The organism is Streptomyces sp. NPDC008079 (assembly GCF_042957385.1).
Taxonomy (GTDB): Bacteria; Actinomycetota; Actinomycetes; order Streptomycetales; family Streptomycetaceae; genus Actinacidiphila.
On record NZ_JBIBIC010000004.1, the window covers coordinates 94,710 to 111,218 of the forward strand.

The window sequence follows — 16,509 nt, forward strand, 5'->3', positions numbered from 1 at the left end:
TGGAGGCACATTCGCCCGGGGCACGTGAGGAGCGGCTGACCCGCGCCTCAGCGGCGCACGGGCGGCACCTGACGCTCACGGACATGGACCGGCCCCGAAGGACCGGCTCCGAGACGAAGAGGAACACGCAATGAGCAGGAATCCCTGGTTCGAGACCGTCGCCGAGGCGCAGCGCCGGGCAAAGAAGCAACTACCGAGTTCGGTCTACGGAGCCCTGGTCGCGGGCTCGGAGCGCGGCCGGACCGTCGACGACAACATCGAGGCGTTCGCCGAACTGGGCTTCGCGCCGCGGGTGGTGGGCCATCACGCCGAGCGCGACCTGTCGACGACGGTGCTGGGGATCCCGACGTCGATGCCCGTGGTGATCTCGCCGACCGGTGTGCAGGCCGTGCACCCGGACGGCGAGGTGGCCGTCGCGCGGGCCGCCGCGAACCGGGGCGTGATCATGGGGCTCAGCTCCTTCGCCAGCAAGCCGGTCGAGGAGGTCGCCGAGGCGAACGAGAACACCCTCTTCCAGATGTACTGGACCGGCACCCGCGAGTCGATGGTGCAGCGGATGGACCGGGCCAGGGCCGCCGGGGCCAAGGCGCTGATCTCCACGCTCGACTGGTCCTTCTCCAACGGGCGCGACTGGGGCAGTCCTTCGATCCCGGAGAAGCTGGACTTCAAGACGATGCTGAAGTTCGCGCCGAACGTGGCGCCGCACCCGGCCTGGCTGATGCGGTTCCTCAAATCCCGTCGGCTCCCCGACCTCACCGCGCCCAACCTCCGCCCGCCGGGCGGCGCGGCGCCCACCTTCTTCGGCGCCTACTACGAGTGGATGCAGACGGCGCCGCCCACCTGGGACGACGTGAAGTGGCTGCGCGAGGAGTGGGGCGGCCCGTTCCTGCTCAAGGGCGTGACGCGGGTGGACGACGCCAAGCGCGCGGTCGACGCCGGGGTCAGCGGGATCTCGGTGTCCAACCACGGCGGCAACAACCTGGACACGACGCCGGGCACGATACGGATGCTGCCGTCGATCGCCGAGGCGGTGGGCGACCAGATCGAGGTCGTGCTCGACGGCGGCATCCGGCGCGGCGGCGACGTCGCCAAGGCGCTGGCGCTCGGCGCCCGCGCGGTGCTGATCGGCCGCGCCTACCTGTGGGGGCTCGCGGCCAACGGCCAGGCCGGGGTGGAGAACGTCCTGGACATCATGCGCGGCGGCCTGGACTCCGCGGTGCTGGGCCTGGGCCACTCCTCGGTGCACGAGCTGTCCCCCGACGACCTGGTGATCCCCGACGGCTTCACCAGGACACTCGGCGGCGGGCTCGTCGGCCGCGCGGACCGCGCGGGCGCCGCGGAGGCCGCGCCGCGCTCCAAGGACCCGATCCGCTGACATGCCGTCGACACCCGCGAACCGCGCGGGCCCCGGGAGCACGGCAGGACCCGCGGCCCCTTCCGACCTGGCGCACGCCGTCTGGCCGACGGTCCCGTTCGCGCCGCTGGTCCTGGTGCCGCTGGGCTCGACCGAGCAGCACGGGCCGCATCTGCCGCTGGGCACCGACGCCGCCATCGCGCGGGCGGTCGCCGAGCGGGTGGCGGCCGGGGCCCCGCCCGAGTGGCACACCCTGGTCGCGCCGACCATGGCCTACGGTTCGAGCGGCGAGCACGCGGGCTTCGCGGGCACCGTCTCGATCGGCCGCGAGGCCCTGAAGGCGGTCCTCGTGGAGTCCGTGCGGTCGCTGGCGATGTGGGCCGGGCGGATCGTCTTCGTCAACGGGCACGGCGGCAATGTCGCCACGCTCGCCGAGGCGGTCGTCCTGCTGCGCGCCGAGGGCCACCACGTCGCGTGGGTGCCGTGCGTGGCGCCCGACGCGGATCCGCACGCCGGACGGTGGGAGACCTCGGTCATGCTCCACCTGGCGCCCGGGGACGTGCGGACCGCGCAGGCCGTCGCCGGGGACACCCGGCCGCTCGCGGACCTCATGCCCGACCTGGTCGCGGGCGGTGTGCTGGCGGTCTCGCCGTCCGGGGTCCTCGGCGACCCGGCGGGGGCGTCCGCCGAAGAAGGAGAGAAGGCGATGACGTACATGGTCACCACGGCCACCCGGCTGATCGCCGAAGGGTCCGCGGACACCCGCGGCCGACTGGTCGACGCCGAAGCGGTGGACGGGACGGTGACCGAATGACCGCGGAACCGGCGGGGCGCGCGCCCGAGGGCGACGGCGGTACGGGTGCGCCGGACGGCAAGCGCGGCGCCGGCGCTCCGGACGGCAGGAGCGGTACGGGCGCGCCCGGCGGGACCGCGCGGCTGCCCGGCGGCTTCGTGGTCGCGCTCAACCGCCACACCCGCGTCATCGACGGCGGCCGTGCCCTGCTCGGCGGCTTCCCGACCCGGCTCGTCCGGCTGACCCCCCGCGCCCGCCCGCTGCTGGCCGACGACCGGACGGTGCGCGTCCGGGACGCGGCGAGCGGCGTCCTCGCCGACCGGCTGCTCGACAACGGCATGGCGTACCCGGTCGTTCACGACCTGCCGCAGAATCCCGACCCGCGGCACACCTTCGTCGTGCCCGTCCACGAGCGGGCGGCGCAACTCGACCGGCTGCTCACCAGCATCGGCCCCGGCCAGCGCGTCGTCGTCGTGGACGACGGATCGCGGCACGCCGACGACATCGAGGACACCGCCGCCAAGCACGGCGCCCAACTGGTCGTGCTGGAGCGGAACATGGGCCCGGCCGCGGCCCGCAACGCGGGGCTGCGGCTGGTCCGCACCCCCTATGTGGTCTTCGTGGACTCCGACATCGTGCTGCCCCCGGAGACCGTCCCCGTCCTGCTCCGGCACTTCACCGACCCCAAGGTCGGCATGGCCGTGCCGCGCATCACCGGGCTGCCGACCGCCGCGGCCACCGGCTGGATCGGCCGGTACGAGGCCGCCAGGTCCTCGCTCGACCTCGGCCGGGACCCGGCGGCCGTCCGCCCGGGAACCCCCGTCTCCTGGGCCTCCACCGCGTGCAGCGTGGCGCGGGTGGACGCGATGGCGGACGGCTTCGACGCGGCCATGCGGGTCGGCGAGGACGTGGACCTGTGCTGGCGGCTGATCGAGGACGGCTGGCGCGTACGGTACGAGCCGTCGGTCCGCGCCGAGCACGAGCACCGCGTACGGTTCACGGACTGGATGCTGCGCAAGGCCGCGTACGGCACGGGCGCGCATCCGCTGGCCGAGCGCCACCCCGAACTCATCGCCCCCGCCGTCCTCGCCCCTTGGGCGGGCGCGCTGTCCCTCGCGCTGCTGGCCCAGCGCCGCTGGTCGCTGCCGGTGGCGGGCGCCGTTTGCGGGGTCACGACCGTACGGATCGCCCGCAAACTCAAGGGCGCCGACCACCCGGTACGGCTGGCCACCCGGCTCACCGCCAACGGCGCGGTCAGCGCCCTGTCCCAGACCGGCGCCCTGCTCACCCGCCACTGGTGGCCGCTGGCCGCCGTCGGCTGCGCGGTCTCCCCCCGGATCCGGCGCGCGGTCGCCGTCGCGTCGGTCGCCGACGTCGCCCTCGAATACCGTCCGGGCGAGGTCGGCCTCGACCCCCTGCGCTACGCCGTCGCCCGCCGCCTGGACGACCTCGCCTACGGCACGGGCGTCTGGCTCTCCGCGCTCAAGGGCCGCTCGACAGCGGCGCTGCGCCCGCGCCTGGGGTCCGGCAAGGGTGCCTCGGGCTGACGCTCACGCGCGGTCGTGGCGGATCGCGTCCGCGACGACCTCGCCGATCAGGACGGCGGTCGCCGCGGGACCGCGCAGGGGAGCGGCCGGAAGGATCGAGGTGTCCGCGACCCGCAGCCCCCGCACCCCGTGGACCCTGCCGTACTGGTCGACCACGGCGTGCCGGTCGTCCGCCGGACCCATGGGCGCGCTCGCGCAGGCGTGCACCGAGGTGCCGATACGGGCCCGGATCCACGCGTCGAGCAGGCCGTCGTCGGCCAGCGTCTCCTGGCCGGGCCCCGCCGTCGAGTCCGGCGCGACGACGGTACGGAAGGCGGGTGCGGCGATCAGTGCCGCGGTCGTCCTGACGGCCTCGCGCAGCCGCCGCCGGTCGTCGGGCGTCCGCAGATAGCCGTAGTCGACGGTCGGCGGCACCGCGGGGTCGGCGGAGACGATCCGCAGGCGTCCGCGCGGTCGCGGGGCCTGCGCGGAGACGAGGAAGGGCAGCGGCGCGCCGGGCAGCGACGTGCGGGCGCGGATCAGGGCCGCCATCGGCGTGAGCGACTGGAGGATCTCCAGGTCGCCCGCCGCGGGGCCGCCGCTCGACACCAGGTGGAGGGCGCCGCCGAGCCAACCGCCGTCGGCGGCGGGCACGTCGCGTACCGGGGTCCACTCCACGACGATCTGCGGGTGGTCGCTGAACGACCCGCCGACGCCGGGGGCGTCCCGCAGCACGGGGATGCCGAGGCGTTCGAGGTCCGCGCGCGGGCCGATGCCGGACAGCGCCAGCAGGTGCGGTGACCCGAAAGCGCCCGCGCACAGCACGACTTCACCCGCCGTGACGGTCTCCCGTACGCCGTCGCGTTCGGTCTCCACGCCGACCGCGCGGCCGTGCTCCACCAGGACTCGGCGGACGGTGCGGTCGCCGAGGACGGTGAGGTTGGGGCGCGCGAGCGCGTCCTGGAGGTAGCCGACGGCGGTGTTGGCGCGTACGCCGTCGACCGCGTTCGACGGCACCGGGCCGAAGCCGGGCGCGCCCTGGTCGTTCTTGTCCGGCTCGGCCGGGAACCCCGACTCGCGGGCCGCCGCGCCGAACGCCGCGGCGGCGGGGTGGTCGAGCGCGGTCCGCCGCACCCGGACCGGGCCGTCCGCGCCGTGGACGGCGGACGCGCCGTAGTCCAGGTCGGCCTCCATCCGGCGCAGGAACGGCAGCATCCGGTCGAAGGACCAGGCGTCGTTGCCCGCCGCCGCCCACCGGTCGAAGTCGTCCCGCCGGGCCCGTACGAAATACCCGCCGTTGACGGTGGTCGAGCCGCCCAGGATCCTGCCGCGGCCGATCGTGTGGGGACGCTCGGGTGTCAGACGCGCCGGATACAGCCACAGCGGCGCCCCCCGCGCCCACGCCCCCGGTACGAGCCGCGCGTCCAGCAACTCCGGCGCGAAGGTTCTCGGCGCGGGCCCCGCCTCGATCAGCGCCACCGTCCGCCCCGCGTCCTCGCTCAGCCGCGCGGCCAACGGCCCCCCGCTCCCGCCTCCCCCGACCACCACGACATCGGCCCGCGCCACCCCGCTCGTCGGACCCACGCCCCGCCCCTTTCCCACCGGTTCACAGCCACCCTAGGCGAGCCCCCCTCCCGTTCCCGGTCGGCGCTCCCGCCGGGCCCGGTCAGGCGGACGGGCTCCGCGCCGGGGTCTCGCCGAGGGCCGGACCTTCAGCGGTGGGGAGCGGGCGCAGGCCGGGGGCCAGGGCGAGGGTGACGGCTACGGAGGCGGTCGCCATCACGGTCATGGCGGTGGCGGGTGAGGTGCGCTGGGCGACAGCTCCCGCCAGGGTGGCGCCGACGCCCTGGAGGGTGAGCGTGCCGGAGGAGTGGAGGCCGAGGGCGTGGCCGCTGAGGGCGTCGGGGGTGAGGGACATGAGCCGTTCCTGGAGGAGGAGGCTCGCGGAGTAGCCGACGGAGGCGAGGACGACGGCGGTCACGGCGAGCGGCAGGGCGGGGTGGAGGGCGAAGGCGAGGTAGGGGGCGGCGAGCAGCAGCCGCAGCGGCGCGCCGAGGCGTTCGCGCCAACGGCGGGGCAGGAAGCGGCCGGTGAGGGTGTCGCCCGCGAGCATCCCGAGGGCCGCGCTGGCGAAGAGGAGCCCGGCGTGCCGGGGCGCGTAGGGGACGTAGAGGGATTCGCAGCCGACGATGAGCCCGTTGGGCACCCACAGGGCGAGGTAGACGTAGCGGCGGGGCACGGACGACCAGAGCAGGCCGTTGGTGCGCCAGGTGTCGGCGACCGAGGGGCGTCCCGCGGTACGCGGCGGGCGACCGCTCAGGCCGAGCCGGGCGACGGCCGCGGCGACCAGGTAGAGCGCGGCGCCGGCCAGCAGGGTGCCGCGCGGGGACAGCACGGTGACCAGGACCCCGCCGACGGCGAAGCCGCAGATCTGCGTGGCGCCGACCGACATGTTGAGCACGGACCTGCCGAGCAGATAGCCGTCGCGCTCAAGGATCTCGTTGAGCAGCCCGTAGCGCACTCCCCCGCCCAATGAGGCGATCAGCCCCTCGCCGAGGAGTACGGCGAAGGCCGCCCACACGGGCAGTCTCGGCATGGCCTGGGCGGCGGTGCACAGGCCGAAGAGCAGGGCGAGCCCGGCCGTCGCGGCGCGCGGCGGCAGCCGGTCGGCGGCCGACAGCAGTGTGGTCGCGCCGACGACCTGGACCAGCGCCGGGCCGAACATCGCCAGGGCGGACAGCAGCGGCGAGCCGGTCGCCGTGTAGATCAGCGTGCCCAGCGCGAGACCGCTCACCGTGGACGCGGCCGTCGACAGCGAGCCGGTCGCGAACAGCGGCGTGAACTCCGGGGCGCGGAAGAGTTCTCGGTAGGTGCGCATGGACGGGGAGTCTCCGCGGCCCGGCCGGCCCGGCGTTAGAGTTTCGCGGGGAGGCGAAACGATGGGCTGGTGGCTGGTCAACGCGGACACCCTCGCGGGAGGCCGTTTCGTCGTCTCCCCGCTGGCCGAGACCGTCGCGAGCCTGCTCGACCTGGCGGGCGGCACGGCCGCGCACCCCGGCGAGAGCGCGTGGCTGCGCGCCCACCGGTCCGCGTACCGGCGCCGCCTGGCCGAGGACCCGGTCGCCGCGCTGATCGTCGGGGCCGGATTCCGGCCGACCTGGATCGCGGACTTCCTCATCCCCCCGCCGCGGGCCGAGGGCGAGCCGTCGATCGAGGCGGAGCTGGACCGTATCCGTACGACCCCGGCCGACGTCGCCCGCGCCGACCTGGCGATATCGCTGGGCGGACCGCTGCCCGCCTGGCTGCCCGAGGCCGAAGTGCCCCGGCGGGCCGCGGATGTGATGCGGTGGGTGTGGACGGAGACGGTCCTGCCGTACTGGCCACGGCGGCGCCGCGTTCTCGAGGCCGACATCGTGGCGCGCACCCGGCAGTTGAGCCAGGGCGGCTGGACGGCGGCGCTGGACGACATGCGGCCGGGGATGCGCTGGCTGGGCGAGGGACGGCTCCAGATCAACGCGTACGACAATCCGCCGCGCGAGATCTCCGGGGCGCGGCTGCTGTTCGTGCCGGTCACCCCGCGCCGCAGCTGGGTCTCCTGGGACCGGCCGCACCGCTACGCCGTGATCTACCCGTGCGCGGGCGTACTGGCCGAGCCGGACCGGCCCTCGGCGCCGGACGCCCTGCGCGCGCTGCTCGGGCCGGGGCGCGCGGCCGTCCTCGTCCTCCTGGACTCCCCCAAGAGCACCACCCAACTGGTCGCGCTCACCGGCCAGGGACTCGGCTCCGTCGGCCGCCATCTGAAGGTGCTCTTCGACGCCGGTCTGATCCGGCGCCGTCGCGCGGGGCGGTCGGTGCTCTACTACCGGACGGACGCCGGGGAGGTGCTGGTGCGCGCCCAGCGACACGAGTGAGCCGTCGTCGCGGAGCGGGCGGGGCGCTCAGGAACGCGTGGCCGTCGTGTCGATCTGTTCCTCGGCCGGGCCGGGGGACGCGGCGGCGGCCGGGAGCGCGGCGCGGCGGCGCGCGTACGGGCCGATGGCCTCGGTGAGTTTGCGGGCGATGGGCTCGGTCCAGCGGGCGGTGAGCGGGCCGAGGACGACCAGGATCAGCACATACGCGGTGGCCAGCGGTCCGATCCGGGGCTCGACGCCGACCGCGAGTCCCGCGATGACGATGGAGAACTCGCCGCGCGCGACCAGCGTGCCGCCCGCCCGCCACCGTCCGGCGGGCCGGATTCCGGCCCTGCGCGCCGCGTACCAGCCGGTGGCGATCTTGGTGAGGGTCGTGACGACGGCCAGGATCAGCGCGGGGACCAGGACCGGCGGGATGTCGGCGGGGATGGTGCTCAGGCCGAAGAAGACGAAGAAGACCGCCGCGAACAGGTCCCGCAGCGGGGTCAGGAGATTGCGGGCGCCTTCGGCGACCTCACCGGAGAGCGCGATGCCGACCAGGAACGCGCCGACGGCGGCGGACACCTGGAGTTGCTGGGCGACACCGGCCACCAGCAGGGTCAGGCCGAGCACGACCAGCAGCAGCATCTCGGGATTGTCGGAGGAGACGGCGCGGCTGATCAGCCGCCCGTGGCGCAGCGCCACGTACAGGACGATCCCGACCGTGCCGAGCGAGATCAGCAGAGTGAGGGTGCCGCCCGCGAGACTCACGCCCGCCAGCAGGGCGCTGAGAATCGGCAGATAGACCGCCATCGAGAGGTCTTCGAGGACCAGCACACCCAGAATGAGCGGGGTCTCACGGTTGCCGAGACGGCCGAGGTCCCCGAGGACCTTCGCGATCACACCCGACGAGGAGATCCACGTCACGCCCGCCAGCGCGACGGCGGCGACCGGACCCCAGCCCAGCAGCAGCGCGGCCACCGCGCCGGGTACGGCGTTGAGCGCGAAGTCCACCGCGCCCGAGGGGTACTGCGTTTTCAGATTCGTGACGAGTTCCGAAGCGCTGTACTCCAGGCCGAGCAGCAGAAGCAGCAGGACGACGCCGATCTCGGCGCCGGTGGCCACGAAGTCCTCACTGGCGTGCAGCGGGATGAGCCCGCCTTTGCCGAAGGCCAGCCCCGCGAGCAGATAGAGGGGGATCGGCGAGAAGCCGACGCGTCCCGCGAGGCGGCCGAGGATGCCCAGGGCGAGAATGATCGCCCCGAGCTCGATGAGCATGTCGGTCGTGTCGTGCACAGGCTCTTATCCCCCTGTGATCAGTTCCGCGACGGCGTCCACACCTTCGCGGGTGCCGACGACGACAAGGATGTCGCCGACCGCGAAGCGGAAGTCGGGAGTGGGCGACGGCACGGCAGCCGTGCGGCGGAGCACGGCGACGATCGAGGCGCCGGTACGGGTACGGGCCTGCGTGTCGCCGAGCGTGCGGCCCGCGTACGGCGACCGTTTGCTCACCGTGATGTGCTCGGTGACCAGGTCGATCTCGAAGTGCTGGCGCAGGTGCGCGACCGGGTCGGGCGGGAGCAGTTCGGCGAGCGCGCTCACTTCGTGCGGCTCCAGGACCACGGCGTCCTTGCAGGCGTCGTCGTCCTCCGGGTCGTGGAACGCCAGGGTGCGCCGCCCGTCGTGGTGCACGACCACCGACAGGTGCCGACCGGCGTCGGTGGACACGTCGTAGCGGATGCCCACCCCCGGGAGCGGGGTCTTGCGCGCGTGGACGGTGTGCTGCATTGCGTGCTCCAAGGGGGACGGGACGTGTCGTGTGAACGGCGTCCGGGCCGACCGGTGTTGGTCGGGCGGTCGGGCGGCGCGGCGCGTTCGCCGGGTCGGCGGCGACCGCGGCTCCTACCAGGGTCGCGGGCGGACCGACCGAGCCATAGTAAAGGAATGGCAAATGGATTGCGGGGGCGGGATCGGGCCCCCCTCGCCGGCCCCCGGCGGGGCGCCCGCGCGGCGGGCCGACGCGCGGGGAAAAGCGGTTGACGGGAGCCGCCGCCGCGAGGTCGTATGACGCCCCATGACCACCCCGCCCATGCACCCTGACCTGCACCCCATCGACGCCGACCTCGTACGGCGGCTGGTGGCCGAACAGTTCCCCCGGTGGGCGGGGCTGGACGTGCGGCGGTTCCCGTCCGGCGGCACGGTCAACGCGATGTACCGGCTCGGCGACGACATGGTGGTCCGTCTGCCACTCGTGGCGGGCGGGGCCGGGGACGTCGCGCTGGAGCAGGAGTGGCTGCCGCGGCTCGCGCCCCTGCTGCCCGCGGCCGTTCCCGAAGTCCTCGGCGCCGGGGAGCCCGCGCGGGGGTATCCGTGGCCGTGGTCGGTGTATCGGTGGCTGGACGGCGAGCCGCCGGAGGCGGGGGCGCTGAGCGAACCCGTACGCCTGGCGGAGGACATCGCCGGATTCGTGCGGGCGATGCGGGACGTCACGCTGCCGGACCCGCCGCCCGCCTATCGCGGCGAACCGCTCGCCCACCATGACGCGTCGACCCGGTCGGCGATCGCGCGACTGCGCGGGATTCCGCAGGAGGGCGTCGATTGCGACGGCCTGACCGCCGTGTGGGAGGACGCCCTGCGCGCGCCCGTCTGGGACGGGCCGCCGGTGTGGGTGCACTCCGATCTGATGCCGGGCAATCTGCTGGTGTCGGGGGGCCGGCTGACCGCGGTGATCGACTTCGGGTGCGCGGGCGTGGGCGATCCGGCCTGTGACCTGTTCCCCGCGTGGAATCTGCTGCCGCCCGACGCGCGGGAGGTCCTGCGCGGCGCGCTCGGCGTCGACGACGCGACGTGGAGGCGCGGGCGGGGCCGGGCGCTCTCCCAGGCGGTGAACGCGCTGCCGTACTACCGCGAGACGAATCCGACGATGGCACGTAACGCCCGGCATGTGATCCGCGCGGTGCTCGCCCAGGACTGAGCCCCGGGCCGCTGGGCGCCTGGGCACCCGGCGGCCGAAAGGGCCCCGCACACAGCGACGTCCGGGGCGGCTTTCGCGAGCCGCCCCGGACGTCGTGGCCGGGATGTGCGTCAGACGCGGTCAGGCGTCCTCACGCGGTGCCCCGGAGGCACCGTTCTCAGACCAGGTCGAACCGGTCGAGGTCCATGACCTTGGCCCACGCCGCGACGAAGTCGTTGACGAACTTCTCCTTCGCGTCGTCGCTCGCGTAGACCTCCGCCAGGGCGCGCAGCTCGGAGTTCGAGCCGAAGACCAGGTCGGCGCGGGTGCCGGTCCACTTGACCGCGCCGGAGGCGTCGCGGCCCTCGAAGGTGTTCGCGTCCTCGGACGTCGCGCTCCACGTCGTGCCCAGGTCGAGCAGGTTGACGTAGAAGTCGTTGGTCAGCGTGCCGGGGGTCTCGGTGAGGGCGCCGAGGGCGGACTGCTGGTAGTTGGCGCCCAGGACGCGCAGGCCGCCGACGAGGACGGTCAGCTCGGGGGCGCTCAGGTTCAGCAGGTTCGCCTTGTCGATCAGCAGGTACTCGGCGGGCAGCCGGTTGGCCTTGCCGAGGTAGTTGCGGAATCCGTCGGCGGTCGGCTCCAGGGCGCTGAACGACTCGACGTCGGTCTGCTCCTGGGTCGCGTCCACGCGGCCCTGCGTGAACGGCACCTGAATGTCGAACCCGGCCGCCTTGGCGGCCTGCTCGACGCCGACGCCACCGGCCAGCACGATCAGGTCGGCGAAGGAGATCCCCTTACCGCCGCTCTGGGCGGCGTTGAAGGACTCCTGGACACCTTCCAGGGTGCGCAGCACGGTCGCCAACCGGTCGGGCTCGTTGACCTCCCAGCCGATCTGCGGCTGGAGACGGACGCGCGCGCCGTTGGCGCCGCCGCGCTTGTCGCTGCCGCGGAAGGACGAGGCCGAGGCCCACGCGGTGGAGACGAGCTGGGCCACCGACAGCCCGGAGCCGAGGATCTGGCTCTTGAGGGCGGCGATGTCGGAGGCGTCGAGCGCCTCGTGGGTGGCGGCGGGCAGCGGGTCCTGCCACAGCAGCACCTCGGAGGGGACCTCGGGGCCGAGGTAGCGCACGACCGGGCCCATGTCGCGGTGCGTCAGCTTGTACCAGGCGCGGGCGAAGGCGTCCGCGAACTCGGCGGGGTTCTCGAAGAAGCGCCGCGAGATCTGCTCGTACGCCGGGTCGACCCGCAGCGCGAGGTCGGTGGTGAGCATCGTCGGGGCGTGGCTCTTGGACGCGTCGTGCGCGTCCGGTACGGTGCCGGCGCCCGCGCCCTCCTTCGGCCGCCACTGGTTGGCGCCCGCGGGGCTCTGGAACAGCTCCCACTCGTAGCCGAAGAGGATCTCGAAGAAGCTGTTGTCCCAGGCGGTCGGGGTGTTGGTCCAGATGCCCTCGAGACCGCTGGTGATCGCGTCGCCGCCCTTGCCGGTGCCGTAGCTGTTCTTCCAGCCGAGGCCCTGCTGCTCGACGGAGGCGGCCTCGGGGTCGTCGCCGACGCTGTCGGCCGGTCCCGCGCCGTGGGTCTTGCCGAAGGTGTGGCCGCCCGCGATCAGCGCGACGGTCTCCTCGTCGTTCATCGCCATCCGGCGGAAGGTCTCACGGATGTCGCGGGCCGCGGCCAGCGGGTCGGGCGTTCCGTTGGGGCCCTCGGGGTTGACGTAGATCAGGCCCATCTGGACGGCGCCGAGCGGGTTCTCCAGCTCGCGGTCGCCCGTGTAGCGCTCGTCGCCGAGCCAGGTGGTCTCGGGGCCCCAGTAGACGTCCTCGTCGGGCTCCCAGACGTCCGCGCGACCGCCGCCGAAGCCGAAGGTCTCGAAGCCCATCTGCTCCAGCGCGACATTGCCGGTGAGGATCATCAGGTCGGCCCAGGACAGGCTCTGGCCGTACTTCTTCTTGACCGGCCACAGCAGACGGCGGGCCTTGTCCAGGTTGGCGTTGTCCGGCCAACTGTTGAGCGGGGCGAAGCGCTGCTGGCCCGCGCCGCCGCCGCCGCGGCCGTCGCTGATGCGGTACGTGCCCGCGCTGTGCCACGCCATACGGATCATGAAGGGGCCGTAGTTGCCGAAGTCGGCGGGCCACCAGTCCTGGGAGCTGGTCAGCACCTGCGCGATGTCCTGCTTGACCGCCGCGAGGTCGAGGGTCTTGAACGCCTCGGCGTAGTCGAAGTCCTCGCCGAGCGGGTTGGCCACGGCGGGGTTCTTGGCAAGGATCTTCAAATTGAGCCGCTCGGGCCACCACTGGCGGTTTCCGCCGCCCTGAGTCGGGTGCGGCGCGCGTCCGTGCGCGACCGGGCAGCCACCCCCGCCCTCCGCCTTCGCGTCAGTGACGATTGCATCATGGTTCTCAGACATGGGAATCCTTCCGGACCAGGCGGATCACGGTGCTCAGGAACTGCGGGGAAATGGAACAGTCGGGGCGCTCGGCCCCGGGAGACGACCGCGGTTCGTCGGGCGACAAGTCGAACGACGAGCCAGGGTCATCGGACACGGTCGGGCGGGCGGTGGCCGTGACGCGGGCGGTCCCCACCCTCAGGCCGACGCCGCGCGACTTCACGGCGGTGGTCCCGTCACGTCTCCGTCTCCTGCCCTACTGGGGGCTTCCTGTCCCTTGGTTATCGCCGGAACCGATCCTACGATGGACTGTGTCCAAGTCAAGAAGCGGGCCAAGCTCATATCCCATCAGACTCCGGACGCCCATGAGTAAACTTCGGGCATCCCGCCGAACCTGAATAGGTGAACCGACATGAGTGACCTGCTGGAGCGGCTGCGCGGACGCGGCTGGCGGATGACCTCCCAGCGCCGCGTCGTCGCCGAGGTTCTCGACGGCGACCACGTCCACCTGACGGCCGACGAGGTGCACGCCCGCGCGGCCGGGCGGCTGCCGGAGATCTCGCGGGCCACCGTCTACAACACCCTGGGCGAGATGGTCGCGCTCGGCGAGGTCATCGAGGTCTCCACCGACGGCCGCGCCAAGCGGTACGACCCGAACGCGCACCACGCCCACCAGCACCTGGTGTGCTCGCGCTGCGGCACGATCCGGGACGTCCACCCGACCGGCGACCCGCTGGCCGACCTGCCGCCCGAGGAGCGCTTCGGTTTCAGCGTCTCGGCGTTCGAGGTCACCTACCGGGGCGTGTGCCCGTCCTGCGCGTGAGAACCGCCCCTCAGCGCGGACGCCGGTAGCCGTCAGTCCTCGGCGGCGGGCAGCGCCGTCGCGACCACCCGGCGGATGGCGGGCAGGTCGACGCTCGCGGCGAGCGCGTCGTCCTCCGGCATGCCGGTGGTCGCGTCCTCGACGTTGAGCAGGGTGCGGAAGACGCGCGGCAGCACGGTGCGGCCGAGCAGGTCCTCGGCGAGGGCGGCGCCGTCCTCGGGCCCCATGCCGTAGCGCTCGACGAGATACGCGGCCAGCCGTTCGTGGGTGGCGGCGAACATGGCGTCGAAGTACGCGCGCGAACTGGCGGGCAGCCACGCGGCGGCGGCGATGCTCAGCCGGCAGGTGCGCACCTGCGACTCCCACGTCATGAGCTGGAGGAACCGCCCGCAGAACAGGGTGACGGCCTCCGCGGGGTCCGCGGAGTACGCGTCGGGTGTCCGCAGCCTGCCGAGGTAGAGCTCGCGGACGAGGCCGAGGACGGCGAGGAACAGCTTCTCCTTGTTCTCGAAGTGTGCGTACAGCGACCGCTTGGACGTCCCGGCGCGGGCGGCGACGGCGTCCATCGAGGCGCGCTCGTACCCGGCCTCGAGAAACACGTCCTTGGCCATGAACAGGATGTGGCGCCGCAACTCCTCGCCCCGTCGCTGCTCCCCGCGCTGTCGCGGCCCGCCTTCTTCGGTCATCGGCTTGCATCCTCAAAAGTAAACGGTACGGTAGAGTTTACTTGTTCGAGCGACCTTTTCCCATGCCGCTGGAGTGAACTCATGATCGTCATCACCGCACCTACCGGAAATATCGGACACCAGGTGGTCGACCGCGTTCTCGCCGCCGACGAGCCGGTCCGCGTCGTCGTCCGCGACCCCGCCCGGCTGAGCGCCGGCGTCCGCGAGCGCGCGGAGGTGGTCCAGGGCTCGCACGGCGACCCCGAGGCCGTGGCCCGCGCCCTCGACGGCGCCGACGCGCTGTTCTGGCTGCCGCCGCCCAACCCCCACGCGGCCACCCTAGACGAGGTGTACTCCGACTTCGCCCGGCCCGCCGTCGAGGCGATCCGCGCCTACGGCGTCAAGCACATCGTCAGCGTCAGTTCCCTGGGCCGCGGCACCGCCTATGCGGACCGGGCCGGGCATGTGACGGCCACGCTGGCCCTGGACGACCGGCTCGCGGAGACCGGCGCGGCCTTCCGGTCCCTGAATCTGCCCAGCTTCATGGACAATCTGCTCCGCCAGACCCAAGTGATCAAGGAGCAGGGCGTGTTCTTCAACGCGCTCTCCCCCGACCGCGCGATGCCCACGGTGGCCACCCGCGACATCGCCGCCGTCGTCGCCCGCCTGCTGCTCGACCCCTCGTGGAGCGGCCGGGAGGACGTACCGCTGCTCGGTCCCGAGGACCTGTCGCAGAATGACACGGCCGCCGTGATGGCCGACGTCCTCGGCTTCCCGGTCCGCTACCAGCAGGTCCCGGCGGGGCCGTTCAAGGAGCGGTTCCTCGGCGCGGGCATGTCCGAGGCCATCGCCCAGGGCATGCTGGACATGGCGATCGCCAAGGACGGCGGCCTCGACAACGGGATCACCCGCACTCCGCAGCACGCCGTCGACACCCCCACCACGCTCCGGCGGTGGTGCGAGGACGTCCTCAGGCCCGCGGTCGAGGCCGACTGACCGACCAGGGTCTCAGGCCGCGTACTGGTGGGAGGAGTACGTGAGATAGCCCGCGTCGCCGCCCTGGTAGTACGTGGCCTCGTCGACGGGGGCCAGCGGCAGGCCGACGCGCAGCCGCTCGACCAGGTCGGGGTTGGCGATGAAGCCGCGGCCGAAGCTGATCAGGTCGGCGCCCAGCGCGAGCCAGTGGTCGGCGTCATCCCGGCCCGTCTGCTTGGGGCCCATCGGCAGCACGGGGTTCATGATGAGGGTGGCGGGCCACGCCCGGCGCAGAGCGGTCAGCACCTCCTCGTCGGCGGTCGCCTCCAGGTGGACGTACGCCGGTGAGAGCGCCGCCAGTTCGGTGAGCAGCGCCGCGTACAGCTCCGGTACGTCGTCCTCCCGGACGCCCCAGAAGGTGGCACCCGGCGAGAGCCGGATGCCGGTGCGGTCCGCGCCGACGGCCTCGACGGTGGCGGCGACCGCCTCGACGGCGAAGCGGATCCGGTTCACGACCGAGCCGCCGTACCCGTCGGTGCGCAGGTTGGCGTTGGACGAGAGGAACTGCGAGATCAGATAGCCGTTGGCGCCGTGCAGTTCCACCCCGTCGAACCCGGCGTCGACCGCGCGGCGGGCGGCGTCGCCGTACGACCGCGCGTGCTCGGGGATCTCGGCGGTCTCCAGGGCGCGGGGCGTCGGGGCGGGCTGCGGGCCGGTCGGAGTGAACACCTCTCCCACGGCGGCGACGGCCGAGGGCCCGACCGGCAGCGTCCCGATGGTGTCGGGGTGCGAGACCCGGCCGCCGTGCATGAGCTGGGCGAAGATCCGACCGCCGCTGGCGTGCACGGCGTCGGTCACCGGGCGCCACGCGGCGGTCTGCTCGTCGGTGTGCAGTCCCGGCGTGCCCGGGTTGGACTGCCCGATCGCGCTCGGCTGCACGCCCTCGCTGACGATCAGCCCGGCGGTCGCCCGCTGGGCGTAATAGGCCGCCATCGACGGTGTCGCCAGCCCGCCCGCCGCGGCCCTGACCCGGGTCATCGGGGCCATGACCAGCCGGTTGGGCAGGGTCAGACCGCCGAGCCGGTAGCTGGTGAAGAGGTTCGTCACGTCGGGCTCCTTCATGCGTAGCGCGTCACTTCCGTAC

14 protein-coding genes are annotated in these 16,509 nt (G+C 73.5%); 7 read left to right on the forward strand and 7 right to left on the reverse strand.

From position 1 onward, the window contains the following. Positions 1-130 precede the first annotated feature (130 nt). The 3 genes from mftD to mftF are packed head-to-tail and all read left to right on the forward strand — an operon-like array spanning position 131 to position 3,694. Entirely contained in the window at positions 131-1,375 is a 1,245-nt protein-coding gene (gene mftD, locus ACFZAM_RS11835) for a pre-mycofactocin synthase MftD (protein WP_391044988.1), read from the forward strand. A 1-nt stretch (position 1,376) separates the two neighbouring features. Then, positions 1,377-2,168, forward strand: a complete 792-nt coding sequence (gene mftE, locus ACFZAM_RS11840) for a mycofactocin biosynthesis peptidyl-dipeptidase MftE (protein ID WP_391044990.1) — start codon at positions 1,377-1,379, stop codon at positions 2,166-2,168. Next, entirely contained in the window at positions 2,165-3,694 is a 1,530-nt protein-coding gene (mftF, locus tag ACFZAM_RS11845) for a mycofactocin biosynthesis glycosyltransferase MftF (RefSeq protein ID WP_391044993.1), read from the forward strand. The genes mftE and mftF overlap by 4 nt, the downstream gene beginning before the upstream one ends. A gap of 3 nt (positions 3,695-3,697) precedes the next feature. Here mftF and mftG read toward each other — a convergent pair whose 3' ends face one another. Then, positions 3,698-5,257 carry a mycofactocin system GMC family oxidoreductase MftG gene (gene mftG / locus ACFZAM_RS11850; protein WP_391044996.1) on the reverse strand — a complete coding sequence of 520 codons (1,560 nt, stop codon included), beginning with the start codon at positions 5,255-5,257 and terminating at the stop codon, positions 3,698-3,700. An 82-nt stretch (positions 5,258-5,339) separates the two neighbouring features. Continuing rightward, complete coding sequence (locus ACFZAM_RS11855) at positions 5,340-6,551, reverse strand: MFS transporter (protein WP_391044999.1); 1,212 nt, start codon at positions 6,549-6,551, stop codon at positions 5,340-5,342. 61 nt (positions 6,552-6,612) lie between these two features. Between ACFZAM_RS11855 and ACFZAM_RS11860 the strand changes: the two genes are divergently transcribed. After that, entirely contained in the window at positions 6,613-7,584 is a 972-nt protein-coding gene (locus tag ACFZAM_RS11860; RefSeq protein WP_391045001.1) for an ArsR family transcriptional regulator, read from the forward strand. Positions 7,585-7,611: 27 nt separating this feature from the next. On the opposite strand, the gene ACFZAM_RS11865 is transcribed toward ACFZAM_RS11860, so the two are convergent. Next, a complete protein-coding gene (locus tag ACFZAM_RS11865; RefSeq protein ID WP_391045004.1) occupies positions 7,612-8,859 on the reverse strand; it encodes a cation:proton antiporter in 1,248 nt (415 codons plus the stop codon). A gap of 6 nt (positions 8,860-8,865) precedes the next feature. Beyond that, positions 8,866-9,351 carry a cation:proton antiporter regulatory subunit gene (locus ACFZAM_RS11870; RefSeq protein WP_188281150.1) on the reverse strand — a complete coding sequence of 162 codons (486 nt, stop codon included), beginning with the start codon at positions 9,349-9,351 and terminating at the stop codon, positions 8,866-8,868. A gap of 286 nt (positions 9,352-9,637) precedes the next feature. Between ACFZAM_RS11870 and ACFZAM_RS11875 the strand changes: the two genes are divergently transcribed. Continuing rightward, entirely contained in the window at positions 9,638-10,537 is a 900-nt protein-coding gene (locus tag ACFZAM_RS11875) for a phosphotransferase (RefSeq protein WP_391045007.1), read from the forward strand. 157 nt (positions 10,538-10,694) lie between these two features. On the opposite strand, the gene katG is transcribed toward ACFZAM_RS11875, so the two are convergent. Next, positions 10,695-12,923 (reverse strand): catalase/peroxidase HPI, encoded by a 2,229-nt coding sequence (gene katG / locus ACFZAM_RS11880; protein WP_391045010.1) that lies wholly within the window; start codon positions 12,921-12,923, stop codon positions 10,695-10,697. 391 nt (positions 12,924-13,314) lie between these two features. On the opposite strand from katG, the gene ACFZAM_RS11885 reads away from it, so the two are divergent. Further along, positions 13,315-13,725: a transcriptional repressor gene (locus ACFZAM_RS11885; protein ID WP_391045013.1), complete on the forward strand. Its 411-nt coding sequence runs from the start codon at positions 13,315-13,317 to the stop codon at positions 13,723-13,725. Between the two features lie 32 nt (positions 13,726-13,757). On the opposite strand, the gene ACFZAM_RS11890 is transcribed toward ACFZAM_RS11885, so the two are convergent. After that, the gene (locus tag ACFZAM_RS11890) at positions 13,758-14,411 is read right to left on the reverse strand and encodes a TetR family transcriptional regulator (protein ID WP_391045016.1); all 654 of its coding nucleotides are present in this window, start codon (positions 14,409-14,411) and stop codon (positions 13,758-13,760) included. A gap of 81 nt (positions 14,412-14,492) precedes the next feature. Between ACFZAM_RS11890 and ACFZAM_RS11895 the strand changes: the two genes are divergently transcribed. Further along, positions 14,493-15,386 carry an NAD(P)H-binding protein gene (locus ACFZAM_RS11895; protein WP_391045019.1) on the forward strand — a complete coding sequence of 298 codons (894 nt, stop codon included), beginning with the start codon at positions 14,493-14,495 and terminating at the stop codon, positions 15,384-15,386. Between the two features lie 12 nt (positions 15,387-15,398). Here the strand turns inward: ACFZAM_RS11895 and ACFZAM_RS11900 are convergent, their stop codons facing one another. Beyond that, entirely contained in the window at positions 15,399-16,472 is a 1,074-nt protein-coding gene (locus ACFZAM_RS11900) for an alkene reductase (protein ID WP_391045022.1), read from the reverse strand. Between the last annotated feature and the right edge of the window lie 37 nt (positions 16,473-16,509).

Bases quoted from the DNA above. Each gene is read 5' to 3' on its own strand.
- mftD (WP_391044988.1), top strand. From the start codon at position 131: ATGAGCAGGAATCCCTGGTTCGAGACCGTCGCCGAGGCGCAGCGCCGG.
- mftE (WP_391044990.1), top strand. From the start codon at position 1,377: ATGCCGTCGACACCCGCGAACCGCGCGGGCCCCGGGAGCACGGCAGGA.
- mftF (WP_391044993.1), top strand. From the start codon at position 2,165: ATGACCGCGGAACCGGCGGGGCGCGCGCCCGAGGGCGACGGCGGTACG.
- ACFZAM_RS11855 (WP_391044999.1), bottom strand. From the start codon at position 6,551: ATGCGCACCTACCGAGAACTCTTCCGCGCCCCGGAGTTCACGCCGCTG.
- ACFZAM_RS11860 (WP_391045001.1), top strand. From the start codon at position 6,613: ATGGGCTGGTGGCTGGTCAACGCGGACACCCTCGCGGGAGGCCGTTTC.
- ACFZAM_RS11870 (WP_188281150.1), bottom strand. From the start codon at position 9,351: ATGCAGCACACCGTCCACGCGCGCAAGACCCCGCTCCCGGGGGTGGGC.
- ACFZAM_RS11875 (WP_391045007.1), top strand. From the start codon at position 9,638: ATGACCACCCCGCCCATGCACCCTGACCTGCACCCCATCGACGCCGAC.
- katG (WP_391045010.1), bottom strand. From the start codon at position 12,923: ATGTCTGAGAACCATGATGCAATCGTCACTGACGCGAAGGCGGAGGGC.
- ACFZAM_RS11885 (WP_391045013.1), top strand. From the start codon at position 13,315: ATGAGTGACCTGCTGGAGCGGCTGCGCGGACGCGGCTGGCGGATGACC.
- ACFZAM_RS11890 (WP_391045016.1), bottom strand. From the start codon at position 14,411: ATGACCGAAGAAGGCGGGCCGCGACAGCGCGGGGAGCAGCGACGGGGC.
- ACFZAM_RS11895 (WP_391045019.1), top strand. From the start codon at position 14,493: ATGATCGTCATCACCGCACCTACCGGAAATATCGGACACCAGGTGGTC.